Here is a 22,091-nt window from a genome sequence, read left to right as displayed (position 1 = left end):
TGAACTGCCTGCCGCGGTGTCGAGTGACCCCCTGTTGCGCTTGTACGCGGCGGTCGCCGGCCCGAACGGGCCATGGCCGACCCATCCGTCGTATCCGGAAGGCACCGTGACGGTGCCTCTTGACACCTTTGCCGGTGCAGCCGGTCCGCGACTGGCCGAGTGCGTGGTGCGGCCCTTGGTGACCGCCTTCCGGGTGGCACTCGATCGGCACGGTGTGGTCCTCGACACCGACCCACGGAGCGTCGCGGTGGAAGTCTCCCGCCAAGGCCGCGCGACCGGGCGCGTCGTGTTCACCAACCGGACCGCGACAGACGTGGACGAAGCGGCCCGCCGACTCGCCGGCTGCCTGGATCTCGTCGCCGGTTCGCCGGCCGCCACGGGCGATTCGTACCTCGACGTGTGGCGGCTCGCCCGGGCCGAGCTGCGCTTCCTGCGCCCCGCCACGGCCGGCCTCCTCCGCGGCGACCACCCACTCGCCGATCACATCCACTCGGTCGCATCGGCACAGGACAACGTCCTGCGGCAGGTTCTCGACAGCGTCGAGAAGAAGGCCCGGCGGCGCAGGTCGGATCCAACGCTGCCGCGGCCGGCGGTGATGCTGGACCTCGATTTCGTCGTCCTGGACCCACGGCGCCGTATCCGGCACGCGGCCCAACAGGTCTGCGGCGTCCGGCCTGGGGCACCCCACGGCATCCCCGAGTTCGCCCACCCGGAACTCCTGAGTCTGCTGCCCAACACCCATCCACCCGACTGGGCGCGGTTCCTCGACCTGAACGGGCTACGGCAGGCGTACCCGGCGGTCGACTTCGACACGCTGCGGGTCCAGTTCCTCCAGGCCTTCCATCGGCCCTGGTCGAACCTGACCTGGGACGACCTGGCCGAAGGTGTGGTGCGGTTCGTTCGCGACGTGGAGAACCGTGGTGGCACGGTGGTCTACAACACCGGCCGGCGCGAACGCGTCCGAGCGCAGACCGAGGCGGCGCTGGCCCGTGGCGGCCTGCTGCGGCCAAGGCTGCTGATGATGCCCGACGACCGCACCCGGCCAGTGGCCGAGCTGAAGGCCTTGCACGCCGCCAAGGTGTCCGACGTGGACGTCGTAGCCGTCTTCGACGACCTCGCCGACAATCTCCAGGCACTGGCGCAGGCACTGCCACAGGCGCACCTCGTCGCGGTCACCCCACCGGGATACGTAACTGGCAGCGACCTCGAACGCCTGGACACGATCCAGACGTTCGAACGGATACCACACCCGACGCATTCACCGGCCCTGTCCCACGCCACGTCGATCGCGGACCTACCGCTCGGCGAGCTCAGAGCCCGGCCCCTCCTCGCCGAGCACGGCGTCCGCCTCGACCATGCCGCGTCCACCGCGCTGGTCGAGCGCCTGGTGACCAACGCGCTGGCCAACGCGGCGGAAACCGCTGAACGCACCCGGCGACAGCTGCCGGACGCCCCGGCGCTACGGCTCGTCCACCACGTCCTGACCCGCAAGCAGTTCCGCCGCGGCGCGCGGGCCGCGTACCCACCAGAGGTCGCCGCGCGGGACATGCTCCCGTACATCGAACGCGGTGAACCGATCCAGATGGTGCTTCCCGCCTTTCCCATCAAACAAGCGGACAGCCGCCTCAAGGCTCTCGGCACTCTGCCCGACCTCGCCGAACTCGGTCTGCTCGTACGGTTCCGCGAACTCGCCGCGGCGGTGGCCGCCGTCTACCCGCCCGGGCTCCGGATCACCGTCCTCACCGACGGCAACCACTTCCGGCTCCGATCCCGCACAGCCACCGCCGAGTATCTGCGGAAGGTCTCCGACTACGTCGACCTCGTCGGGGCCGAGGAGATCGAGCTGCGAGACATCGACGAGGCCGCGGCCGAGCAGTTCGGCCGCGATGCCGTCCGGTTCCGGTCCGAAGTTCTCGCCGCACACCATGCCAAGCTGGCCGATGCCTACCGTGACCTCGACGTCACCGTGGACCCCGCCGGCGCGCTCATCCAGTCGGCTGACCTCGATCCGGCCGGACCGCATCCGCCGGGACTCGCCCTACCGGAGATCTTCCGATCACTGGTCCACTCGGTGCCGACGCCCACCGGCACCGGAACCGGCGACTGGGACGCCATCATCCACGCAGACCTCTACAACGTCGGCAGCGCCGTACCACCAGACGTGGCGCAAGCCCGCCGAGTGGTCCTGCGGGCCGCCTGGGACACCGCACTGCGGTACGTCGCGGTCACCCGCGCCGATCACGACCTCGGGTACGACCAGATGTTCTGGCCACGCGTCCGGCTCACGCTGAGCACCTCGGTGCCGGACCGGTGCGGATTCGCCGGGCTCGGCGGCTCCGCGGTACCGCCCTGGCAGGGCACAGCCGCTGTCGACCCCCGCGGACACATCTCGACCGACTTCGTGGTCCACCTGCGCGACCAGGGATTCGTGCCGGTGTACTCACCACTGCTCGGCGACGAACAGCCGTGGTTCATGGCCCCGATCACCATGACCGAGCCGCTCGCCCTCCCCGGCCCCAACCGCTTGATCCCGACGTTCCAGGACCGGATACGCCTCCGCCGACGGTGAAGACCGGGCTCCATCCGAGACCAAAGCGTTCCCACGCCCGGGCGAGACGCAGGCCGGGGATTGGGCGCATACTTGAGGTCTGATGGAGCCTTCTCGCGCGACGACGCGTCGTCACCTGCCCACGAGTCCGTTCAAGCCCCGGGAACCGAAGCCGATCAAGACCTTCGAAGAAGGCGATCGGGTGTCCCACGACAAGGAAGGGCTGGGCCGTATCAGCGCGGTCGAGGGCACCCACGCGGTGATCGTCGACCTCGGTGGCGGCAAGCTCATGCGGGTGATGGCCCCGTTCGACAAGCTGCACACGCTCTGAACCTGCTCGCCGGCCTTCGCGCGAAGGCCGGCGTCAGCGGGTCCCGGTGACCACGAGCATCTCGCACGGGCCGACGAACCCGGCCGCGGTCTCGAACTGCGCGAGCTGCTCGGTGATCTCCTGCCATGCGGCGTCCCGCCCCGTCTCGTCGAGGCGGGACAGCATCTGGTGCAGCGCCCCGAAGGACTCGCGCTCGAAGCGCACGCAGTCCGCGGCCGTGGCCATCCGGACCGGTGAGTCGACCGTCGCGACCGTGACGTCGCGGAACCCTGCCTGGGTGAACGCCTGCTCGGCGACCCCTGGTCCGCCGAGGCTGAACGGTCCGGGCTGGCCGGGCAGCGGCGGCGGGAGCTCGGCCCGGCGGCGGATGATGCCGACCGGGATCGAGAAGAAGCCGTTGCGGTCCGGCGTGGAGTAGACGATCGCGGACAGCTGCCCGCCGGGGCGCAGCGCCCGGTGGATACCGCGCAGCGCCGCCTGCTGGTCCGGGAAGTAGATCAGCCCGACCCGCGAGATCGCCGCGTCGAAGCTGCCTTCCGCGAGCGCCGACAGGTCCTCGCCGTCCGCTTCGAGCGTCTCCACCCGTACGCCGGCCTCGGCCGCCACCACAGCGGCGTACGAGAGAATCGCCGGTGAGATGTCGGTCGCCAGGACCCGGCCATCAGCGCCGACGAGCCGCGCTGCGGCCAGCGTCTGCCCGCCCGCGCCTGCCGCGACGTCGAGCACCTGATCCCCTGCGTCGATACCGGCCGCCTGCAGCATGGTCGTGGTGGCCGCGCCGAGCCAGTCCTCGATGGCCGGCCCCCACCGGTGCCACGCCTCGGCGGCGTCCTCCCACTGGGCCCGCGTGGTCCGCTTGAACACGTCCGGGTCGAATGCGACGGTCATGATGTCCCCCTTGCTGGATGAGGCTTCCAGCCCATCAGCAACCGCCCGGCGCTCCTAGTACAGGTTCTGGACCTCGGTGGTACAAAGGCTGGACCGGGAGCACAATGAGGCATGCGCGAGTACGCCCAGTACTGCCCGGTGGCACTGGCCAGCGCTGTGCTCGCCGACCGGTGGATGCCACTGATCGTGCGCGAGCTCGTCCTCGGCAGCCGCCGGTTCAACGACATCGACCGCGGCCTGCCCGGCATCTCCCGGACGCTGCTCAAGCAGCGCCTCGAACACCTGGAGCGCAAGGGCGTGCTCGACCGCGTCCCGGTCGCCCGCGGTCACGAGTACCAGCTCACGCCGGCCGGCCGCGACCTGGAGACGGTGATCATGGCGATCGGCGAGTGGGCGGTGCGCTGGATGTTCACCGAGCCCGAGCCGCGCGAGGTCGACCCGGTCACGCTGACCTGGTGGATGTCGCGCCGGATCGACGAGCACGAGCTGCCGGGTCAGCGGGTGAACATCGAGTTCGACTACCGCGGCGACGACCCGACCCGGATCTGGCTGGTCCTCGACCAGCGCGAGGCGTCGGTCTGCACCGAGCACCCCGGCTTCACTTCCGACGTCGTCGTCACCACCGAGCCGGTCGCCCTGATGCGCGTCTTCTCCGGCATCGTCACGCTGGCGCAGGCGACCGCCGAGGGCAGCGTCGTCGTGACCGGGCCGCCTCGGCTGCTGCGCGCTCTGCCGACCTGGTTCCTGTGGAGCCCGTTCGCTCCCGCCGTACGGGCCAGGGCTGATCTACAAACCCTGTAGGCCGGCCGAGAGCCGGTCCAGAGCCGCCCGTCGCAGCCGCGGCGGGTCGAGGTCAGCGGCTCGGAGCTGCGCGTACGCCAGCACCAGGCTGTGCAAGCGATACCGTCCCTCAACCAGGTGATGCCGCCGCAACTCCCCCAGCGCCGCCTCCGCTGAAGCCGGATCCAAATCCCCCAGAGCCGCAGCCTCGTTCACGTCGAACGACGCCGCCGGGTGCAGCGCCAGCAACCGCAGCAATCGCTGCAGCGCCTCCGGCAATCGCTGGTACGACAGGTCGATCGCCAGCACCACCTCCGGGTCGAGCCGCCGCTCGCCGTGCCGCTCGTCCAGCCGGTCCGCGTGGTCGGTCAGCGTCCAGCCCGTCATCGTCCGCATGTGCCCAGCGACCAGTCCGAGCGCCAGCGGCAGGTGTCCGCAGCGACGAGCGATCCGCTCAGCTGCGTCTGCTGCCAACCCCACCTCGACACCGGGCACAGCCACCGCCAGGTACTCCGCTGCTTCCGCCGTACTGAAGCTGTCGATCCTCAGCGTCCGCTCGAACTCCAGGTCGAGCCTGCTGGTCACCAGCGTCGGGCTGCTGGAGAGCAGGTCCTCGACCTGCAGCGCGTCAGCCGCGTTGTCGAGGATCACCAGCGTGCTGCGGTCCTGCAGCCGCTCCCGGTAGAGCGCAGCCCGCTCAGCGAGCCCGTACGGCACCTTGTGACCCGGTACGCCGAGCAGCCGCAGGAAGCCGTCGAGCACAGCGCCCGCCTCAGCTGGCGGTTGACTCTCGTGGAAGCCGCGCAGGTTGACGAACAGCACCCGCTCGACCGTCCCGCGCAGCAGGTGCCCGGCCTGAGTCGCCAGCTGGCTCTTGCCGACCCCTGCCATCCCAACGATCGCCACCGCCCCTGGACTGGTCAGCAGCTTCGCCAGCTGCTCCAGCTCCGCCGTACGGCCGGTGAACTCGACCAGCTGCCCCGGCAGCTCGTCCTGCACCCGGACCTGCGCCGCGGCCTCGACCTCACCACTGATCACCCGCAGCGCCTGCCGCCAGTGCGCCATCGCGCCGGGATCCGGGTGCAACGCGCGGACGATGGCGGCGACCAGCTCGGTGTTCACCCGCCGGCGTCCCTCACGGAAGCAGTCGGCGACCGTCGTCCGACGAGCCAGCTCACCGGCCGGCTTCCCCGCGGCCTGCCAGGCGGCGTTGATCCGCGTCGTGATCACCTCGTACGACGGGTCGCCGGCCCACACCTTGAGCGCCCGCAACGCCTCGACCAGCTCGGCGAGGGTGCCGGCCCGGCCCGGGTCCGGCGGCGATCCGACGGCACGGAAGCGCTCGGGTCGCATCCGGGGACCTCCCTGGTGAGCGCGAACGGGTCGGGAGCCTTTGGACGCGCCGCATCGGGGGAAAGTTCGGACGATTTTCGCAGACGGGTGACTCGCGCGGCGTGGTGCGGGGCGCGAGCCTTGGCTGCCCGGATCGGAGGAGGGGACGGGAGCCTTGGCTCGCGCTGGGATTTGCAGTGGTGCACGAGGGGTGGTCAGCCCCAGAAAACGTCCTCGGCCGGCTGGTCGGCGGAGAACAGCCAGGCCTCGACGATCTGCCCGTCCGTGACCTTCAGCAGGTCGACGCCGTCCTGGTCGAGCACCGCGCCCTCACGCCGCGCGCTGAAGTGGATCTTCGCCGCCACCAGGTCGCCGTTGCCCATCGGCGGCGCGGTCAGCGCCAGCTCGAAGCTGCCCTGGCTGATCTCCATCATCCGGCCGATCATCGCGTTCACTGCGTCGGCGCCGTGCTGGTCGCCGGACAGCTGGTTGGCGCCCGGCTGGTGCCAGACGATCCCGTCGGCCAGGTAGCTCCCGACCTTGGCGAAGTCCTTGGCGGCCAGTGCGTCGAAGTACTCCTGGACGACCTTCACGGCGTCGCTCATCGTGCTCTCCCTCTGCTGGGTTGCTGCGGTCGCCTCCAATACTTACGATTAGTGACCAATAACCTCAACGTAACCAATGGGGATCATGACCACGAAGTACGAACCACCGCCCGGCCGCGACTGGAGCGTGCTGTCGAAAACCTGCCCCTCGCGCAGCTCGCTGGCCCGGATCGCCAACAAGTGGACCGCGATGGTCGTCACCGTGCTCGCCGACGGCCCGTTGCGCTTCGGCGACCTGCGCACCGCGCTCGAGGGCATCAGCGGCAAGGTCCTCACCGAGACGCTGCGCGATCTCGAGCGCGACGGCATGCTGACCCGTACGGCGTACGCCGAGATCCCGCCGCGGGTCGAGTACGAGCTGACCCCGCTCGGCCGCACGCTGATCGAGCCGGTCAGCATCCTGGTCCGCTGGGCCGAGCAGCACATCCCCGAGGTCCTGGCTGCCCGCGACGCGTACGACGACCGCTAGCTAGCCCAGGAAGTGCTTCACGAGCGCCGGAGCGAGCACCTCCGGCGGCACCTCGTGAAAGCTGCCCTCCAGCGCCTCCACCCGACTGTCCGGCATAGCAGCCGCAGCAGCACCCACAGCCCGCTGCAACCACTCCGGGCTCGCCGTACTGTGCAGCGCCAGCGTCGGCTGCTCCACAGCACCCAGCAGCTCGACCGGCACCGCACTGTCCCCGAGCTGCAGCGCGTCGTACACCAGCGTCGGCGCGATGGCTTCCAGCGCCGGCCAGTACGGCGACGCCTTCATCCCGTCGACCTGGTCCTTCGGCTGCCCGACCGCCTCCACCATGAACAGCTCCAGCGCACCACCCGGGTCACCAGCCGCGACGTACTCCTGCAGCCGCTCCAGGTACCGCTCCGGCGCCGCCGGCGCGCCCTCCACCCGGAACGGCGGCTCCATGATCGCCAGCTTGTCGAACGCCGACCCAGCAGCGGCCGCCCGCAGCAGCACCATCACCCCTGACGAGTCCGCATACCCGTACGACGCCCGCGTGGCGGCCCGAACCGCCTCCAGGTCCTCGACCTCCCGCTCGACGGCGTACGCCGTCTGGTCGCCGGAGTCCCCGCGGCCGCGCCGGTCGTAGCTGATCACCGTGAACCACTCGGCGAGCGCCTCGACCCGCGGCCCGTAGTACGAGCGCGCGGTGAGCGCACCGGCGACCAGCACGAGCCCGGGGCCCGAGCCGACCACGTCGTACGCGATCTCGGTGCCGTCGGCGGAGATGACCTTGTCCATGAGCTTGCCTTTCGTTCGACTACCCCTGCGTCGAACGGCCGGGCACCCGACAGACCACCCGAGTGTGTGATCCAGGTCACTTCTCGCCGAGCAGCCCCGCCACCGACCGTCGCGCCCGATCCAGCACGTCAGCCCGGCGGTGGAGCACGAACAACGAGTTGGCCAGGTACAGCGCGGACTCGAGCTCGAACGCCAGCTGCCCGGGATCGAGCGACGAGTCCAGCGACCCGTCGGCCTGCGCCTCGACGATCTGGCCGGTCAGCACCGCCATCCACTCCAGCTGCGCCTCGGCGACCACGTCCGCGACCGTCCCCGTCCGGGCCCCCATCTCGGCGACCGCGGACGCGAAGAAGCACCCACCGGGAAAGACCTCACGCCCGACGTGGTCGAGAAAGTTCTCGCACAACGCCCGCAGCCGCGCCAGCGGCGCCGGCAACACCATCGCCGGCTCGACCACCTCGGCGGCGAAGACCGCGTTCGCGGCCTCGATCGCGGCCAGCTGCAGCTCCAGCTTCGAGCCGAAGTGCGCGTACACCCCGCTCTTGCTCATCCCGACGTGATCGGCGAGGCCACCGATCGACAGCCCGTCAAGACCTTCCACGGTGGCCAGCCCGGCCGCCGCCGCGACGATCGCCTGCCGGCTCCGCTCCCCGTCCACCCGCGCCTTGCGCGCCCGCTGCTCTGCCACTTTGGAAAGATAGCACGACCGTGCGTACTATTTCGGGACTTAGAACGACCGATCGTTCTTTCTAACCCCGGAGATCCCTGTGCCCAAGTCCGACCTGCCCACCCTCGTCCTCGTCAACGGCGCCTGGCATCGCACCAACATGTGGAACGAGCTGATCGAGCACCTCCCGCCGGACCTCGACATCCGCACCGTCCAGCTCCCGTCCAGCGCGCCGGCGAACCCGACCCAGCTCGGCGACCTGTACGACGACGCCGCCACCATCCGCGCGGCCGTCGAAGCCGTCGACGGCCCGGTCGTCGTGATGGCGCACTCCTACGGCGGCGCGCCGACCAGCCAAGGTCTCGTCGGCCTGCCCAACCTGCGCCGGATCGTCTACCTGTGCGCCTTCCAGCTCGACGTCGGCGAATCGGTGCTCAGCAGCCTCGGCGGCGAGCGCCCGCCGTTCTGGGGACCGAAGTACGCCGAGTTCGGGTTCTACGAGATCCTCGACGCCGAGCACGTCTTCTACCCCGACGTCGAGCCCGGCAAGGCGGCGGCCGCCGCGGCCACGCTCGGCCCGCAGTCGGTCGCCGCGATGAACCAGTTCCTCACCCAGGCCGCCTGGCGCAGCGTTCCCAGCACCTACATCCACGCCGAGAAGGACGTCCACCCCGAACGCTTCCGGCTCTTCAGCGAGCGCAGCGACCGGGTGATCCCGATCCAGAGCGCGCACTCGCCGTTCCTGTCGCAGCCGGCCGAGCTCGCCGCCATCGTGGTCACCGAACTGAAGGACACCGCCGACGCAGGGTGGTGACGAACCCTTCCGGGCGGGGAAGGCGGCGTGTAATACTGGATTATGTATACAAGCAATCGGTATTCAGTCCGGCCGGAACGAGGCTGATCCCATGTTGCTCCGCCAGCTCGAGTACCTCGTCGCCCTCGCCCGGGAGCGGCACTTCGCCCGCGCCGCCGACGCCTGCTACGTCTCCCAGCCGTCGCTGTCGGCGGCGATCCGCAAGCTCGAGCAGGAGCTCGACGTCCCGATCGTGCGCCGCGGCCGCCGCTTCGAGGGCCTGACCCCCGAGGGCGAACGGGTGCTGCTCTGGGCGCAGCGCATCCTCGCCGAACGCGACGCGCTGCGCCACGAGCTGTCGGTGATGCGCGGCGGTCTGACCGGCACGTTGCGGCTCGGCGCGATCCCGACCGCGATGCCGGTCGTGTCGTTGCTGACCACCCCGTTCTGCGAACGCCACGACCAGGCCCGGGTGACGCTGGAGTCGCTGTCGTCGCGCGACATCACCCAGAAGCTGGCCGGTTTCGAGCTCGACGTCGCGATGACCTACCTCGACGACGACACCCTCGGCAGCGTCCGCAAGACACCCCTGTACGAGGAGCGCTACCTGCTGCTCACGCCACAGGACAGCGACCTGGCCAACCTCCCGGTCGCGACCTGGGCGCAGGTCGCCGAGCAGCCGCTGTGCCTGCTCTCGCCGCAGATGCGCAACCGCCGGATCATGAACGGCTACTTCACCGACGACGGCGTCAGCGCCGAGCCGGCGATCGAGAGCGACACCGTGTCGGGCCTGTACAGCCACCTGCACGGCAACCACTGGTCGACGGTCATCTCACACGCCTGGCTGCACATGTTCGGCGTACCGGACGGGATGCGCGTGGTGCCGCTGAAGAGTCCCGCGCACGGGCCGCGCGTCGGTCTGGTGATCGCCGCCCGCAGCCCCGAGCCGGTGCTCGCCCGGGCCCTGCTCGACGTCGCGCGGCAGGCCGGCGTACACACCGCTCTGGACGAGCTGCTGGACGTTCACCTGATGGGTTCCGGCTATTCCTCGGAGCTGGCCGGATAGCCGTCTGCTATCCACCGATAGCGAGCAAGTCTTGGACCTGGCAGCACTCCAGCCACCAGGCTGAAGGGGACGAAACCCCTTCAGAACAAGGAGTTGCTCACCATGGCGAAGGTCCTCTGCGTGCTGTACGACGACCCGACCGGCGGCTACCCGACGGCGTACGCGCGCGACGACGTACCGGTCATCGCGTCCTACCCCGGCGGTCAGACCGCGCCGAACCCGAAGGCGATCGACTTCCAGCCCGGCGCGCTGCTCGGCAGCGTGTCCGGGGAACTCGGGCTGCGGCACTTCCTGGAGAGCCAGGGCCACACGCTGGTCGTCACCTCCTCCAAGGAGGGCGACGACTCGGTCCTGGACCGGGAGCTGCCGGACACCGACATCGTGATCTCGCAGCCGTTCTGGCCGGCGTACCTGACCGCGGAGCGGATCGCGAAGGCGCCGAAGCTGAAGCTGGCGATCACCGCCGGCATCGGCTCCGACCACGTCGACCTGGACGCGGCGATCGAGCACGGCGTGACCGTTGCCGAGGTCACCTACTCCAACAGCATCAGCGTCGCCGAGCACGTGGTGATGATGATCCTCGGTCTGGTCCGCAACTACATCCCGTCGTACCAGGTGGTCGTGGACGGCGGCTGGAACATCGCCGACTGCGTCTCCCGCTCGTACGACGTCGAGGGCATGCACGTCGGGACGGTCGCGGCCGGCCGGATCGGGCTGGCCGTACTGCGCCGGCTCGCGCCGTTCGACATGAAGCTGCACTACACCGACCGGCACCGCCTGCCGGAGTCGGTCGAGCGCGAGCTGAACCTGACCTTCCACCCCGACGCGCAGAGCATGGTCCCGCACTGCGACGTGGTCACCATCAACGCGCCGCTGCACCCCGAGACCGAGGGCCTGTTCGACGACAAGCTGCTGGCCACCATGAAGCGCGGCGCGTACCTGGTGAACACCGCCCGCGCCCGGATCACCGACCCGGACGCGATCGTGCGCGCTCTGGAGAGCGGACAGCTCGCCGGGTACGCCGGTGACGTCTGGTACCCGCAGCCGGCCCCGGCCGACCACCCGTGGCGGACGATGCCGCACCACGGCATGACGCCGCACATCTCCGGCTCGTCGCTGTCGGCGCAGACCCGGTACGCCGCCGGCACCCGGGAGATCCTCGAGTCGTGGTTCGCGCAGACGCCGATCCGCGACGAGTACCTGATCGTCGACGGCGGCCGGCTGGCCGGAACGGGTGCGCACTCCTACTCCGCGAAGTCGTGACGCTACGGAGCGGAAGCGTTGCCACCGAGTCGTGACCGACGTCACGCCGCGTGACAGGCCCGGTTCCCGCGTGGGTACCGGGCCTGTAACCGGGATCACGTGAGACGTGGGCATAACCGCCTGGTACGCCTGGTTGAATGTATGCAGTAGGCAGTATTAAGCACAACGACTGGAGAGGAAGAAATGATCTTCACCCGTAGGTTCGGCGCTCTGGCGGCCCGCCGGCAGTTCCCGGATTCCCCGGAGCTGCAGCAGGAACTGAACCTCGACGTCGAGCTTCACCGGGCCGGCGAGACCCGGCGCGACGACGAGCGCAAGCAGCCTGTGCGCGAGACCACCGCGGCCTGAACCAACACCCGAAACGGTGCTCCGGACACGGATGACCGGCACTGGCCGGCACCTGGACACCGACCGCGGCGGCGGACTCCCCGCGGGACGCGATCCATGGATCCGGAGCACCGGGAGCAGGACGAAGGTCCGGCCCGAGAAGAGAAAAGACTGATTGCTCAACGAAGAGCATCGGCAACAGACCTGGCACTTGGTAGACTGTCTACCAAGTGCCATTACGTTTTTCGGGAAGGACCTCATGACCACAATCAGCGCGGGCCCGGACTCCTCGGCCGACTCCCCCGGCGTACGGCACGTGAAGCGGCCGACCCCGCTGCGCGAGTCGGTCTACGAGGCCCTCACCGAGATGATCATCGACGGCACCCTGGAGCGCGGCCGGCACCTCGTCGAGGTCGAGCTGGCCGGCATGCTCGGCGTGTCCCGTCAGCCCGTCCGGGAGGCCCTGCAGCGGCTGAACAACGAGGGCTGGGTCGACCTGCGGCCCGGGTTCGGCGCGATGGTGCACGTCCCCGCCGAGGACGAGGTCGACCAGCTGCTGGCCGCCCGTGCGGCGCTGGAGTCGGAGTCCGCGCGGCTCGCCGCCCGGCACGCCACCAAGGAGGCCGTCGCGCAGCTCAAGGAGCTCTGCAAGGTCGGTACGGCGTTCCAGGAGTCCGGTGACATCGACGGCGCGGTCCGCACCAACGGCGAGCTGCACTCGATGATCACCGAGATGTCCGGCAACCGCTTCCTGGTCGACTTCGCCGGCCAGGTCGACCGCCGGGTCCGCTGGTACTACACGCCGGTCGCCCCGGTCCGTGGCGCCGCCTCCTGGCGCGAGCACGCCCGCCTGGTGAAGGCGATCAGCGAGGCCGACGAGGACAAGGCCGCCCAGATCATGCGCGAGCACACCGAGCACACGCGCACGGCGTACCACGAGCTCCAGTCCGGCGGCGGCGCCCCGATCCAGCCCGCCCCGGAGAAGAAGCCGGCCACCCGCAGACGCCGTACGGCGGACTGAACGAACACCAGAACCCCGGTGGAGCAACGCTCCACCGGGGTTCTTGCTGTCAGTCGACCGCAGCAACTTCTTCCTCGGTCTTCTTCTCCTCCGCCGCCTTCGCCTTCTCGTCGCGCGACGACTTGACCAGCGACAGCACCGCCGTCACCACCAGCGTGCCGAGGATGATCGACAGCGACACCACGATCGGGATCTCCGGCGCCCAGTGCACCCCGCTGTGGTGCAGCGCCTCGAGGATCAGCTTCACACCGATGAACCCGAGCACCACCGACAACCCGTACGACAGGTAGACCAGCCGATCGAGCAGCCCGCCGATCAGGAAGAACAGCTGCCGCAGACCCATCAACGCGAACGCGTTGGCGGTGAAGACCAGGTACGGCTCCTGCGTCAGCCCGAAGATGGCCGGGATCGAGTCCAGCGCGAACAGCAGGTCGGTGGTCCCGATCGCGATCATCACGATCAGCATCGGCGTCGCGAACCGCTTCCCGTCGATCCGGGTGGTCAGCTTGGCCTGGTGGTACTCCTCGGTGGTCGGCATCACCTTGCGGACCTTGGTCAGGACGACGTTCTCCTTGAACTCGTCCTCGTCGTCGTGCGACGTCGCCAGCTTCCACGCGGTGTAGAGCAGGAACGCGCCGAAGATGTAGAAGACCCAGTTGAAGTGCGAGATCGCCTCCGCGCCGACGGCGATGAAGATCCCGCGCATCACCAGCGCCAGCGCGACCCCGACCAGCAGCACCTTCTGCTGGTACTGCCGGGGCACCGCGAACTTGCCCATGATGATGATGAAGACGAACAGGTTGTCGACCGACAGCGAGTACTCGGTGAGCCACCCGGCGAAGAACTCCCCGCCGGACTCACCGCCGGCGGCGATGGTCAGGCCGACACCGAACAGCAGCGCGATGCCGACGTAGAAGGACACCCACAGGGTCGCCTCGCGCAGGGACGGTTCGTGCGGCTTCCTGGCCACGATCAGGAAGTCCAGCACCAGCAGGGCCAGCAGGGCGGCGATGGTGATGATCCACGCCGACAGCGAAACGTTCATGACAAACACTCCTCCACGGTGCTCGAGCACACCCGGCGGGCAGGGCCGGGTACGCCACCGCCCGCGGCTGGCAGGGCAGTCGCGGGCGGCGTTGTGATGCGGGAACAGGGTGGGACGGTGGTGCTAGGCGGTACGGGCCTTTCTCTTCTTGCGGTTCCGGGCGGCGGCCTGCTTGCGGGCCTCCATGGACTCGGCCAGGTGGACGTACTGCTCCACCGTCCGCTGGGCGTACACGTTGTGCTCCATGATCCGCGGCCACCAGTGCCGGCCGACCTGTTCGTGCATCCAGAGGAAACCGATCGCGAACCCCATGCTGAGCAGCGCCCGGAAGGCCAGGAACTGCAGCGGCTGGTCGGGCAGCCCCGGCGCACCGGTGACCACCCACTCGGTCGTGATGGCGTGCGCCATCAGCGCCAGCGGGAACCCGATCGCCCAGTAGGCGGCGGCCGGGGCGAACACCCCGGCCGGCGCCTTGCCGAGCGCGACCAGCGAGGAGTACCCGATGCCGAGAACGACGAGCGGGATCCCCAGGCCGAGACCGGTGACGACGGCCCATCCGAACGGCTGACCGGCGAAGCCGCCGAGCAGCGCGGCGATCAGGCCGGCCGCGATCCCGACCACGGAGGCCGGGAACGTGAACTCCACGAGTTGATGGACCTTCGTCTCGGTGGTCATGTCAGTCCAGTACCACGCCGAAGCGGATCAGGCTGTAGAACAGCATGCCGAGGTAGAAGACCGCACCGAACCCGATGATGACGTTGCGCAGCGGCCCGGGCCGGATCGGTTTGGGCAGCAACTTGTTGTTCACCAGGAGCAACACGATGCAGTAGGCACCCATCGCGAAGGTGGACAGGAACGCCAGGACGTCGAGGATCCCGGCGGGTCCGTCGGCCGGCCCGAAGAGCAGGATCAGGATGCCGAAGACGATAACGCCCCACAGGAACCCGAAGTAGATCCTCGACATCGAGAACCGCTTGGCACCGGGGATGAAGTAGTACGTCATGTCCGCCTGACCGCGGCTGAACGAGTCGAACAGACCCAGGGTCGCGTTCAGGCCGATCAGCGCGATGAAGCCGAAGAACAGCGAGCCCAGGAACGGGCTGCCGGCCGACGCGAACGCGTCCGACATCGCCTTCAGCGCGGCTTCCCGGTCGCCGCCCTCGATCAGGCTCGCCACGTTCGGGTTCTCCCGGGCCGCCGACAGCGCGAGCACCGTGAACGAGATCGTGACCAGCATCGTGATGCCCCAGAAGAGCAGCAGAGCGTCGAAGGTGACCCACTTGCGCCACCCCTTCCACTTCTTCATCTCCTCGGGGTCCTCGGTGTCGAACATGAAGCCCCGCGACGGCATCGCCTCGGCCTCACCGGAGGCACGCAGACCACGGATCTTCGGGATGTGCGACCCCATCGCGGCACCGGAGTCACGCAGCTGCAGCGTGTACCACATCTGCTGCATACCGGACGGCCCGGCGAAGGCGATCGAACCGACCACGATCGGGAACCACGCGGCCGACAGGGCCTTGTCGGGGAAGTAGCCGAAGGCGAACATGCCCTGGATGGTGTTGGCCAGATCGCTCCACTGGCCGACGATCGCCGCGATCACCGACGTCCCGACGACCAGCAGGCCGATCAGGAAGCCGAGCAGCTTCTCCAGGAAGTTGTAGATCACCGACAGCAGGCTGAACAGCACACCCACGAAGACCAGGGCCACGCAGGCTGTCGCCTGCCAGGGTATGCCGCTCACTTCCTCGAACGCGGACGCTCCGGCCGACAGGTGGCCGGGCCACATGTAGATCAGGATCGCCGCGACGTAGAAGAACCACATCATCGGTTTGAAGATCCGGGCCGCGCCGAAGAAGATCGACTCACCGGTCGCCATCGCGTACCGGGCCATCTCCAGCAGCACGAACGCCTGCAGGGTGACACCCACCAGGAACAGCCACCGGATGTCCGGACCGAACACCAGGACGAGCCGGGGCCACATGTAGGACTCACCCATGCCGACGCCCAGCGCGACCAGGAAGACGGTCGGACCGAGGATGTGCAGGGAAGGCGGTGCCTCCGGCAACGGCCGGATCGGCATCGGTTCGAGCCTGCCCGCGCGCCAGACCCGCTCGGTGGCCGATGACGCGGCCGGCTCTTCGGGTACTTCTGAGGTCTTGCTTGTGACGTCCAAGGCGGACTCCTTATATCGACGCCAGCTTGACGAGACTTTACGCTCCCCCGTGCACTGCCCCCCGGCCCAGACGCATCACCGGCTTTCTACTCCGTCAGAACGTGCCTTCTCAGGAACCCAGCGGACCCGCGTTCCGGGCCCACCGGTACTTGGCACCGAGCACCTGGACCGGCGTCTCGGTGGTGTAGGGGTAGGCGACCACGCCGTGCTCGAACAGGTACTGGCTGGCTTCCTCGACCTCGACGTCACCGGACAGCGAGGCGACGACCGGCTTGTCGATGCCCTTGGCCCGGTACTCCTCGACGACCTCGGCGACCAGCTTGGCGAAGACCATCGGCGGGGTGACGATGGTGTGCCAGTAGCCCAGGATCAGGGCGTGGATCCGCTCGTCCTGGAGGCCCAGCGCGACCGTGTTGCGGTACGTCGACGGCGGCTCGCCACCGGTGATGTCCACCGGGTTGCCGGAGGCCCCGAACGGCGGGATGAACTTCTTGAACGCCGCGTCCAGGTCCTCGGGCATCGTCATCAGCTGCAGCCCGTTGTCGACGCAGGCGTCGGACAGGAGCACACCCGAGCCGCCGGCCCCGGTGATGATGACGACGTTCTCGCCCTTCGGCGTCGGCAGCAGCGGGATGCCCCGGGCGTACTGAAGCATCTCGTTCAGGCCCGGGGCGCGGACCACGCCGCTCTGCCGCAGGATGTCGTCGTAGACCTTGTCGTTGCCGGCCAGCGCGCCGGTGTGCGAGCTCGCGGCCCGGGCACCCATGTCGGTGCGGCCGGCCTTCAGCACCACGACCGGCTTCTTCTTGGAGACCCGGGCGGCGGTCTCGGCGAAGGCCCGGCCGTCCTTGAGGTCCTCCAGATGCATGGCGATCAGGTTGGTGTTGTCGTCGGACTCGAAGAAGGTGAGCAGGTCGTCCTCGTCGATGTCGGCCTTGTTGCCGACGCCGACGATCGCCGAGACACCCATCCGGCTGGACCGGCTGAAGCCCAGGATCGCCATCCCGATGCCGCCGGACTGCGACGACAGCGCCACGCTGCCCTTCACGTCGTACGGCGTGCAGAACGTCGCGCAGAGGTTCTCCGGCAGGTAGTAGTAGCCGTAGATGTTCGGCCCGAGGATCCGCACGTTGTGCTTCTTGGCGATCGCGACGACCTCGTCCTGGAGCTCCTGCTCACCGGTCTCGGCGAACCCGGACGGGATCAGGATCGCGCCCGCGACCCCCTTCTGGCCGCACTGCTCGAGCGCGCCGCCGACGAACTTGGCCGGCACCGCGAAGACCGCGACGTCGACGTCACCGGGCACGTCGGTGATGCTCGGGAACGCCTTCAGCCCGAGCACCTCGCCGCCCTTGGGGTTGATCGGGTAGATCTCGCCCTGGTAGCCGCCGTTGACCAGGTTCTTCATCACCGAGTTGCCGATCTTGCCGTCCTCGTTCGAGGCGCCGATCACGGCGACCGCCCGGGGCTTCATGATCCGGGTCATCGCGGTCTGGATCTGTTCCTGGGTGTAGCGCTCGACCGGCTTGCCGGCCTCGGCGTCCACGATGATCCGGAAGTCCACCGCCGTGGCCCCGTCCGGCCCGGCCAGCACCGGGTTCAGGTCCACCTCGGCGAACTGCGGGAAGTCCTCGACCAGGTCGGACAGCCGGGTGATGATCTGCGCGATCGCCTCCTTGTCCACCGGCTTGGAGCCACGGACGCCGTTCAGCATCTCGTGCGCGCCGATCCCCTCGATCATCGAGCGGGCCTCGTCGGGCGAGGTCGGCGCCAGCCGGAAGGTGACGTCCTTGAGCACCTCGACCAGGACACCGCCGAGGCCGAAGGCGACGATCTTGCCGAACGTCTGGTCGGTGACCGCACCGACGATGACCTCCTGCACGTCACCGCCGGTGACCAGCATCTTCTGCACCTGCACGCCGGTGATCGACGCGCCGGCGTCGTAGGCCTTGGCGTTGGCGACGATCTTGTCGTACGCCGCCTTGGCGGCCTCGGCGCTGTCGACGCCGACCACCACGCCGCCCGCCTCGGTCTTGTGCAGGATGTCGGGCGAGACGATCTTCAGGACGACCGGGAACCCGATCTCGGCCGCGAGACCCGCGGCCCCCTCGGCAGTCGTGGCCAGGCCCTCTCCCGGGGTCGGGATGCCGTACGCGTCCGCGACCAGTTTGGCCTCGGGTGCGCTCAGCGAGGTGCGGCCTTCCGCCAGAGCCTGGTCGAGGATGGACTGGACAGCTGCCTTGTCATATGTCATTGCCTGAAGCTCCTCAGAAGCGGGGTGGTGGGGTCGTACTCTCAGACGACGCCGGCGGCCTTGAGCTCTTCCAGCTCGGCGGTGTCGATGCCGAGTCCGCCGTAGATCACGGAGTTGTGCTCACCGAGACCGGGTGAGGTCTCCACCTGGACCGGCGAGTCGGACAGCTTGATCGGGCAGCCGACGGTCTTGAAGCTGCCGCGGGTCGGGTGCTTGACCTCGACGACGGCGCCGAGCTCGGCCAGCGTCTCGTCCTCGATCAGTTCCTTGGTGGACAGGATCGGGCCGCACGGCACGTTCAGCGCGTTCAGCTTGTCCATCACCTCGAACTTGGTGTGCTGCTCGGTCCACTGCTCGATCAGCGCGAACATCTTGTCGAGCTTGTCGAGCCGGGCCGCGGGCGTCGCCCAGTCCGGGTCGTCGGCCAGTTCCGGCTTGCCGATCAGGTTCGCGATCGGGGCCCAGCCGGGCGGCTGGACGATCACGTAGATGTAGTCGTTCGGGCCGCCGGGCGCGGTCTTGACCGCCCAGCCGGGCTGGCCGCCGCCGGAGGCGTTGCCCGAGCGCGGCACCTCGTCGCCGAAGTTGTCGTTCGGGTACTCGCGCAGCGGGCCGTGGGCCAGCCGCTGCTGGTCGCGCAGCTTCACCCGGGTCAGGTTCAGCACGGCTTCCTGCATCGCCACGCTGACCCGCTGGCCCTTGCCGGTGTTGGTGCGCTGGTACAGCGCGGCCAGGATGCCGGCGACCAGGTGGATGCCGGTGCCGGAGTCACCGATCTGGGCTCCGGTGGCGGTCGGCGGGCCGTCCTCGTACCCGGTGGTGCTCATCGCGCCGCCCATCGCCTGGGCGACCACCTCGTAGGCCTTGAAGTCCTCGTAACGGCCGGGGCCGAAGCCCTTGATCGAGGCGTAGACCAGGGCGGGGTTGATCAGCTGCAGCCGGTCCCAGGTGAAACCCATCCGGTCGATCGCGCCGGGGGCGAAGTTCTCGACCAGGACGTCGGAGTTCTTCACCAGGTCGGTGAAGATCTCCTTGCCGCGCTCGGACTTCATGTTCAGGGTGATGCTGCGCTTGTTGCAGTTCAGCATCGTGAAGTAGAGGCTGTCGACGTCCGGCAGGTCGCGCAGCTGCTGGCGGGTGATGTCACCGGTCGGCGCTTCGAGCTTGACCACGTCGGCGCCGAGCCAGGCGAGGAGCTGTGTGCAGGACGGTCCGGACTGCACGTGGGTCATGTCGAGTACGCGGACACCTTCAAGGGCCTTACCCATAGTGGTCCTCCAGTACTGGGGCGGCGGTCCGCCAGGGAACGGACCGCCGCCCGGGGATCGCTACTTGTACATGGTCTGGTTCATGGTTCCGGGCGCGTACGCGTCCGGGTCGACCCACACGTTGATCAGCGACGGCAGCCCCGACTCGCGGGCCCGCTGCATGGCCGGCCCGATGTCCTTGGGGTCACGGACCTCCTCGCCGTAGCCGCCGAGCATCTTGGCGAACTCGTCGTACTTCACGTCGCCGAGGGTGTTGCCGATCCGGCCGCGGTCGTGGCCGTACTTGGCCTCCTGGCCGTAGCGGATCTGGTTCATCGAGGAGTTGTTGCCGACCACCCCGACGAACGGGAGCTTGAACCGGACCAGCGTCTCGAAGTCCCAGCCGGTCAGCGAGAAGGCGCCGTCACCGAACAGCGCGACGACCTCCTTGTCCGGGCGGGCGTACTTCGCGGCCATCACGAACGGGATGCCGACGCCGATGGTGCCGAGCGGGCCCGGGTCCATCCAGTGGCCGGGCGACTTGGGCTGGACGACGCCGCCGGAGAAGGTGACGATGTCGCCGCCGTCGCCGATGTAGATCGAGTCCTCGGTGAGGAACTCGTTGATCTCGTGGGCCAGCCGCAGCGGGTGGATCGGGTTCGCGTCCGACAGCTGCTTGGGCAGCCGCTTCTGGTACGCCGCGTCCTCCTCGGCGCGCAGCTCGTTGAACCACGCCTTGCGGTCACCGGCCTTCTGGACCCGGCCCGAGGCGGCCTGGGTGACGGCGGCCAGGATCGCGCCCGGGTCGCCGACCAGACCGAGGTCGATGTCGCGGTTCTTGCCGACGGTGCGGTAGTCCATGTCGATCTGGACCACGGTCGCGCCCTTGGGCAGCCGGCGGCCGTAGCCCATCCGGAAGTCGAACGGCGTACCGACGATCAGGATCAGGTCGGCGTTGTTGAAGCCGTAGCGGCGCGACAGGTGGAAGTGGTGCGGGTCGCCCGGGGGCAGGGTGCCACGGGCCGAGCCGTTCATGAAGGCCGGCACGTTGTTCTTGCGGACGAACTCGATCGCCGCGTCGCTGCCGCGCGAGGTCCAGACCTGGGTGCCGAGCAGCACGACCGGCTTCTCGGCCCGGGCCAGCAGGTCGGCCAGCGCCTCGACGGCGGCCGGGTCACCGATGGACTTCGTGGAGCCGCGGTAGCGGCCGGCCTCGGGGACGGTCGCGGACTCCACCGGTACCGAGTTGTCCAGGATGTCGCGGGGGATCTCCAGGAACGACGGGCCGGGGGCGCCGTTGTAGCACTCGCGGAAGGCCATCGACACCATGTCGGCCACCCGGGCGGTGTGCGGCACCGTCGCGGCGAACTTGGTGATCGGGGTCATCATGTCGACGTGCGGCAGGTCCTGCAGGGACCCCATCTTGTGCTGGTTCAGCGCGCCCTGGCCGCCGATCAGCAGCATCGGGCTCTCCGCGCGGAACGCGTTCGCGACACCGGTGACGGCGTCCGTCGTACCGGGGCCGGCGGTGACCACGGCGCAGCCGGGCTTACCGGTCATCCGGGCGTAGCCGTCGGCCGCGTGCGCGGCGACCTGCTCGTGCCGGACGTCGACGACGGCGATGCCCTCGTCCACGCAGCCGTCGTAGATGTCGATGATGTGACCGCCGCAGAGGGTGAAGATCACGTCGATCCCCTCGGCCTTGAGGGCCTTGGCCACCAGGTGCCCGCCAGAGATCGTGGCGGTCTTCGGCTCCGGGTCGGTCGGGTTCGCGACCGCGTTCGATTCGGACACTGTTTGGGCCATCTGTGCAGTCATCTCCTCGTGGAAGGGTCCGGTCTCTGCCCGGCTGGGCTGTGCCCGCTGGGACGGGGCCACACTGCCTGGGATTCATATGGTTCGGTAGATTGCATACCGTATGGTGTAGTCGTAGTCATATCGCACCGCCGAACCCGTTGTCCAGGCCTCGACACCCAGCAGAAACTTGTTGGGACGACTGTATGCAGTATCCCGTATTCTTGTCACTAGGCACGGGGTGACAACCGCGAATTCAGGGGAGCTGCGATGAGCATTCACGACGAACTCGACCGGACCCGGCAGGCGTTGCAGGCCCTCGACCAGGCGGTGGCCGGGCTGCGCAGCCGGCTCGGCCCGCACCTCGACGTCCTGCGCCTGATGGACGACGTCGCCCGCTGCACGGCCGACCTGCGCCGCCTCGAGGAGCAGGTCCGCGCGCCGCGCCGCCAGGAGCTGATGGTCATCCCGGACGACGACCGCGACCACGGCCTGTGGGGCGCCGGCGACGTCGACCACGAGGGCCTGGGCGCGCCGGGGCGCAGGGCGCCCTAGGAGGCCAGCGACAGGCACTGTCGCAGGAGCCGCTTGAGCCGTACGTCGTGGGGGGGGGCGCGGGGGGGGGGCACAAAAGACTCCCAGGAAGGGGCTGGGGGGACGGAAGGCCGGGGGGAGGGGTTGGCGGGATTTTGTAGGGGTAGGAAGGGGGAA

21 protein-coding genes are annotated in these 22,091 nt (G+C 69.1%); 10 read left to right on the top strand and 11 right to left on the bottom strand.

What is annotated here, in order from left to right; genetic code table 11:
* The first annotated feature begins 106 nt into the window (after positions 1 to 106).
* Both ACZ6Z4_RS09090 and ACZ6Z4_RS09085 read left to right on the top strand, forming a co-directional pair.
* On the top strand, positions 107 to 2,569 hold the full coding sequence (locus tag ACZ6Z4_RS09090; RefSeq protein ID WP_465560226.1) for an L-tyrosine/L-tryptophan isonitrile synthase family protein: 2,463 nt from the start codon (positions 107 to 109) through the stop codon (positions 2,567 to 2,569).
* Positions 2,570 to 2,651: 82 nt separating this feature from the next.
* Positions 2,652 to 2,879, top strand: coding sequence for a hypothetical protein (locus ACZ6Z4_RS09085; RefSeq protein ID WP_363676300.1), 228 nt, complete (start codon positions 2,652 to 2,654; stop codon positions 2,877 to 2,879).
* A gap of 33 nt (positions 2,880 to 2,912) precedes the next feature.
* Here the strand turns inward: ACZ6Z4_RS09085 and ACZ6Z4_RS09080 are convergent, their stop codons facing one another.
* Positions 2,913 to 3,767 carry a class I SAM-dependent methyltransferase gene (locus tag ACZ6Z4_RS09080; protein WP_465560221.1) on the bottom strand — a complete coding sequence of 285 codons (855 nt, stop codon included), beginning with the start codon at positions 3,765 to 3,767 and terminating at the stop codon, positions 2,913 to 2,915.
* A 111-nt stretch (positions 3,768 to 3,878) separates the two neighbouring features.
* Here ACZ6Z4_RS09080 and ACZ6Z4_RS09075 point away from each other — a divergent pair, with 111 nt between their 5' ends.
* Entirely contained in the window at positions 3,879 to 4,568 is a 690-nt protein-coding gene (locus tag ACZ6Z4_RS09075; protein ID WP_465560218.1) for a winged helix-turn-helix transcriptional regulator, read from the top strand.
* On the opposite strand, the gene ACZ6Z4_RS09070 is transcribed toward ACZ6Z4_RS09075, so the two are convergent.
* A complete protein-coding gene (locus ACZ6Z4_RS09070; RefSeq protein WP_465560211.1) occupies positions 4,554 to 5,900 on the bottom strand; it encodes a hypothetical protein in 1,347 nt (448 codons plus the stop codon). The genes ACZ6Z4_RS09075 and ACZ6Z4_RS09070 overlap by 15 nt on opposite strands.
* Positions 5,901 to 6,094: 194 nt before the next feature.
* On the bottom strand, positions 6,095 to 6,484 hold the full coding sequence (locus ACZ6Z4_RS09065; protein ID WP_465560201.1) for a nuclear transport factor 2 family protein: 390 nt from the start codon (positions 6,482 to 6,484) through the stop codon (positions 6,095 to 6,097).
* An 85-nt stretch (positions 6,485 to 6,569) separates the two neighbouring features.
* Between ACZ6Z4_RS09065 and ACZ6Z4_RS09060 the strand changes: the two genes are divergently transcribed.
* Complete coding sequence (locus ACZ6Z4_RS09060) at positions 6,570 to 6,953, top strand: winged helix-turn-helix transcriptional regulator (protein WP_465560198.1); 384 nt, start codon at positions 6,570 to 6,572, stop codon at positions 6,951 to 6,953.
* Here the strand turns inward: ACZ6Z4_RS09060 and ACZ6Z4_RS09055 are convergent, their stop codons facing one another.
* Positions 6,954 to 7,727 (bottom strand): alpha/beta fold hydrolase, encoded by a 774-nt coding sequence (locus ACZ6Z4_RS09055; RefSeq protein ID WP_465560195.1) that lies wholly within the window; start codon positions 7,725 to 7,727, stop codon positions 6,954 to 6,956.
* 76 nt (positions 7,728 to 7,803) lie between these two features.
* The gene (locus ACZ6Z4_RS09050; protein ID WP_465560192.1) at positions 7,804 to 8,415 is read right to left on the bottom strand and encodes a TetR/AcrR family transcriptional regulator; all 612 of its coding nucleotides are present in this window, start codon (positions 8,413 to 8,415) and stop codon (positions 7,804 to 7,806) included.
* A gap of 79 nt (positions 8,416 to 8,494) precedes the next feature.
* Between ACZ6Z4_RS09050 and ACZ6Z4_RS09045 the strand changes: the two genes are divergently transcribed.
* The 5 genes from ACZ6Z4_RS09045 (at position 8,495) to ACZ6Z4_RS09025 (ending at position 12,864) form a co-directional block, all read left to right on the top strand.
* The gene (locus tag ACZ6Z4_RS09045; protein ID WP_465560189.1) at positions 8,495 to 9,208 is read left to right on the top strand and encodes an alpha/beta hydrolase; all 714 of its coding nucleotides are present in this window, start codon (positions 8,495 to 8,497) and stop codon (positions 9,206 to 9,208) included.
* A gap of 91 nt (positions 9,209 to 9,299) precedes the next feature.
* The gene (locus ACZ6Z4_RS09040; RefSeq protein WP_465560187.1) at positions 9,300 to 10,253 is read left to right on the top strand and encodes a LysR family transcriptional regulator; all 954 of its coding nucleotides are present in this window, start codon (positions 9,300 to 9,302) and stop codon (positions 10,251 to 10,253) included.
* Positions 10,254 to 10,355: 102 nt separating this feature from the next.
* Entirely contained in the window at positions 10,356 to 11,516 is a 1,161-nt protein-coding gene (locus ACZ6Z4_RS09035; protein WP_465560185.1) for an NAD-dependent formate dehydrogenase, read from the top strand.
* A 183-nt stretch (positions 11,517 to 11,699) separates the two neighbouring features.
* Positions 11,700 to 11,864, top strand: a complete 165-nt coding sequence (locus tag ACZ6Z4_RS09030) for a hypothetical protein (RefSeq protein WP_363676309.1) — start codon at positions 11,700 to 11,702, stop codon at positions 11,862 to 11,864.
* A 238-nt stretch (positions 11,865 to 12,102) separates the two neighbouring features.
* Positions 12,103 to 12,864 (top strand): GntR family transcriptional regulator, encoded by a 762-nt coding sequence (locus tag ACZ6Z4_RS09025; RefSeq protein ID WP_465560182.1) that lies wholly within the window; start codon positions 12,103 to 12,105, stop codon positions 12,862 to 12,864.
* Positions 12,865 to 12,913: 49 nt separating this feature from the next.
* Here ACZ6Z4_RS09025 and ACZ6Z4_RS09020 read toward each other — a convergent pair whose 3' ends face one another.
* The 6 genes from ACZ6Z4_RS09020 to ACZ6Z4_RS08995 form a co-directional block, all read right to left on the bottom strand.
* On the bottom strand, positions 12,914 to 13,909 hold the full coding sequence (locus tag ACZ6Z4_RS09020; protein ID WP_465560179.1) for a TerC family protein: 996 nt from the start codon (positions 13,907 to 13,909) through the stop codon (positions 12,914 to 12,916).
* Positions 13,910 to 14,032: 123 nt separating this feature from the next.
* A complete protein-coding gene (locus ACZ6Z4_RS09015; protein ID WP_465560176.1) occupies positions 14,033 to 14,584 on the bottom strand; it encodes a hypothetical protein in 552 nt (183 codons plus the stop codon).
* A gap of 1 nt (position 14,585) precedes the next feature.
* Positions 14,586 to 16,085: an Nramp family divalent metal transporter gene (locus tag ACZ6Z4_RS09010; protein WP_465560173.1), complete on the bottom strand. Its 1,500-nt coding sequence runs from the start codon at positions 16,083 to 16,085 to the stop codon at positions 14,586 to 14,588.
* Between the two features lie 109 nt (positions 16,086 to 16,194).
* Positions 16,195 to 18,339, bottom strand: a complete 2,145-nt coding sequence (locus tag ACZ6Z4_RS09005) for an acetate--CoA ligase family protein (protein WP_465560170.1) — start codon at positions 18,337 to 18,339, stop codon at positions 16,195 to 16,197.
* Between the two features lie 41 nt (positions 18,340 to 18,380).
* Positions 18,381 to 19,607, bottom strand: a complete 1,227-nt coding sequence (gene frc / locus ACZ6Z4_RS09000; protein WP_363676315.1) for a formyl-CoA transferase — start codon at positions 19,605 to 19,607, stop codon at positions 18,381 to 18,383.
* Between the two features lie 60 nt (positions 19,608 to 19,667).
* On the bottom strand, positions 19,668 to 21,404 hold the full coding sequence (locus tag ACZ6Z4_RS08995; RefSeq protein WP_465560165.1) for a thiamine pyrophosphate-binding protein: 1,737 nt from the start codon (positions 21,402 to 21,404) through the stop codon (positions 19,668 to 19,670).
* Between the two features lie 246 nt (positions 21,405 to 21,650).
* Between ACZ6Z4_RS08995 and ACZ6Z4_RS08990 the strand changes: the two genes are divergently transcribed.
* Positions 21,651 to 21,935, top strand: coding sequence for a hypothetical protein (locus ACZ6Z4_RS08990; protein WP_363676317.1), 285 nt, complete (start codon positions 21,651 to 21,653; stop codon positions 21,933 to 21,935).
* Positions 21,936 to 22,091: the final 156 nt, after the last annotated feature.

Source organism: Kribbella sp. NPDC104740 (assembly GCF_055583505.1).
Note: the sequence above shows the minus strand (reverse complement) of the source record. Positions and strands in the feature narration are given on the sequence as shown.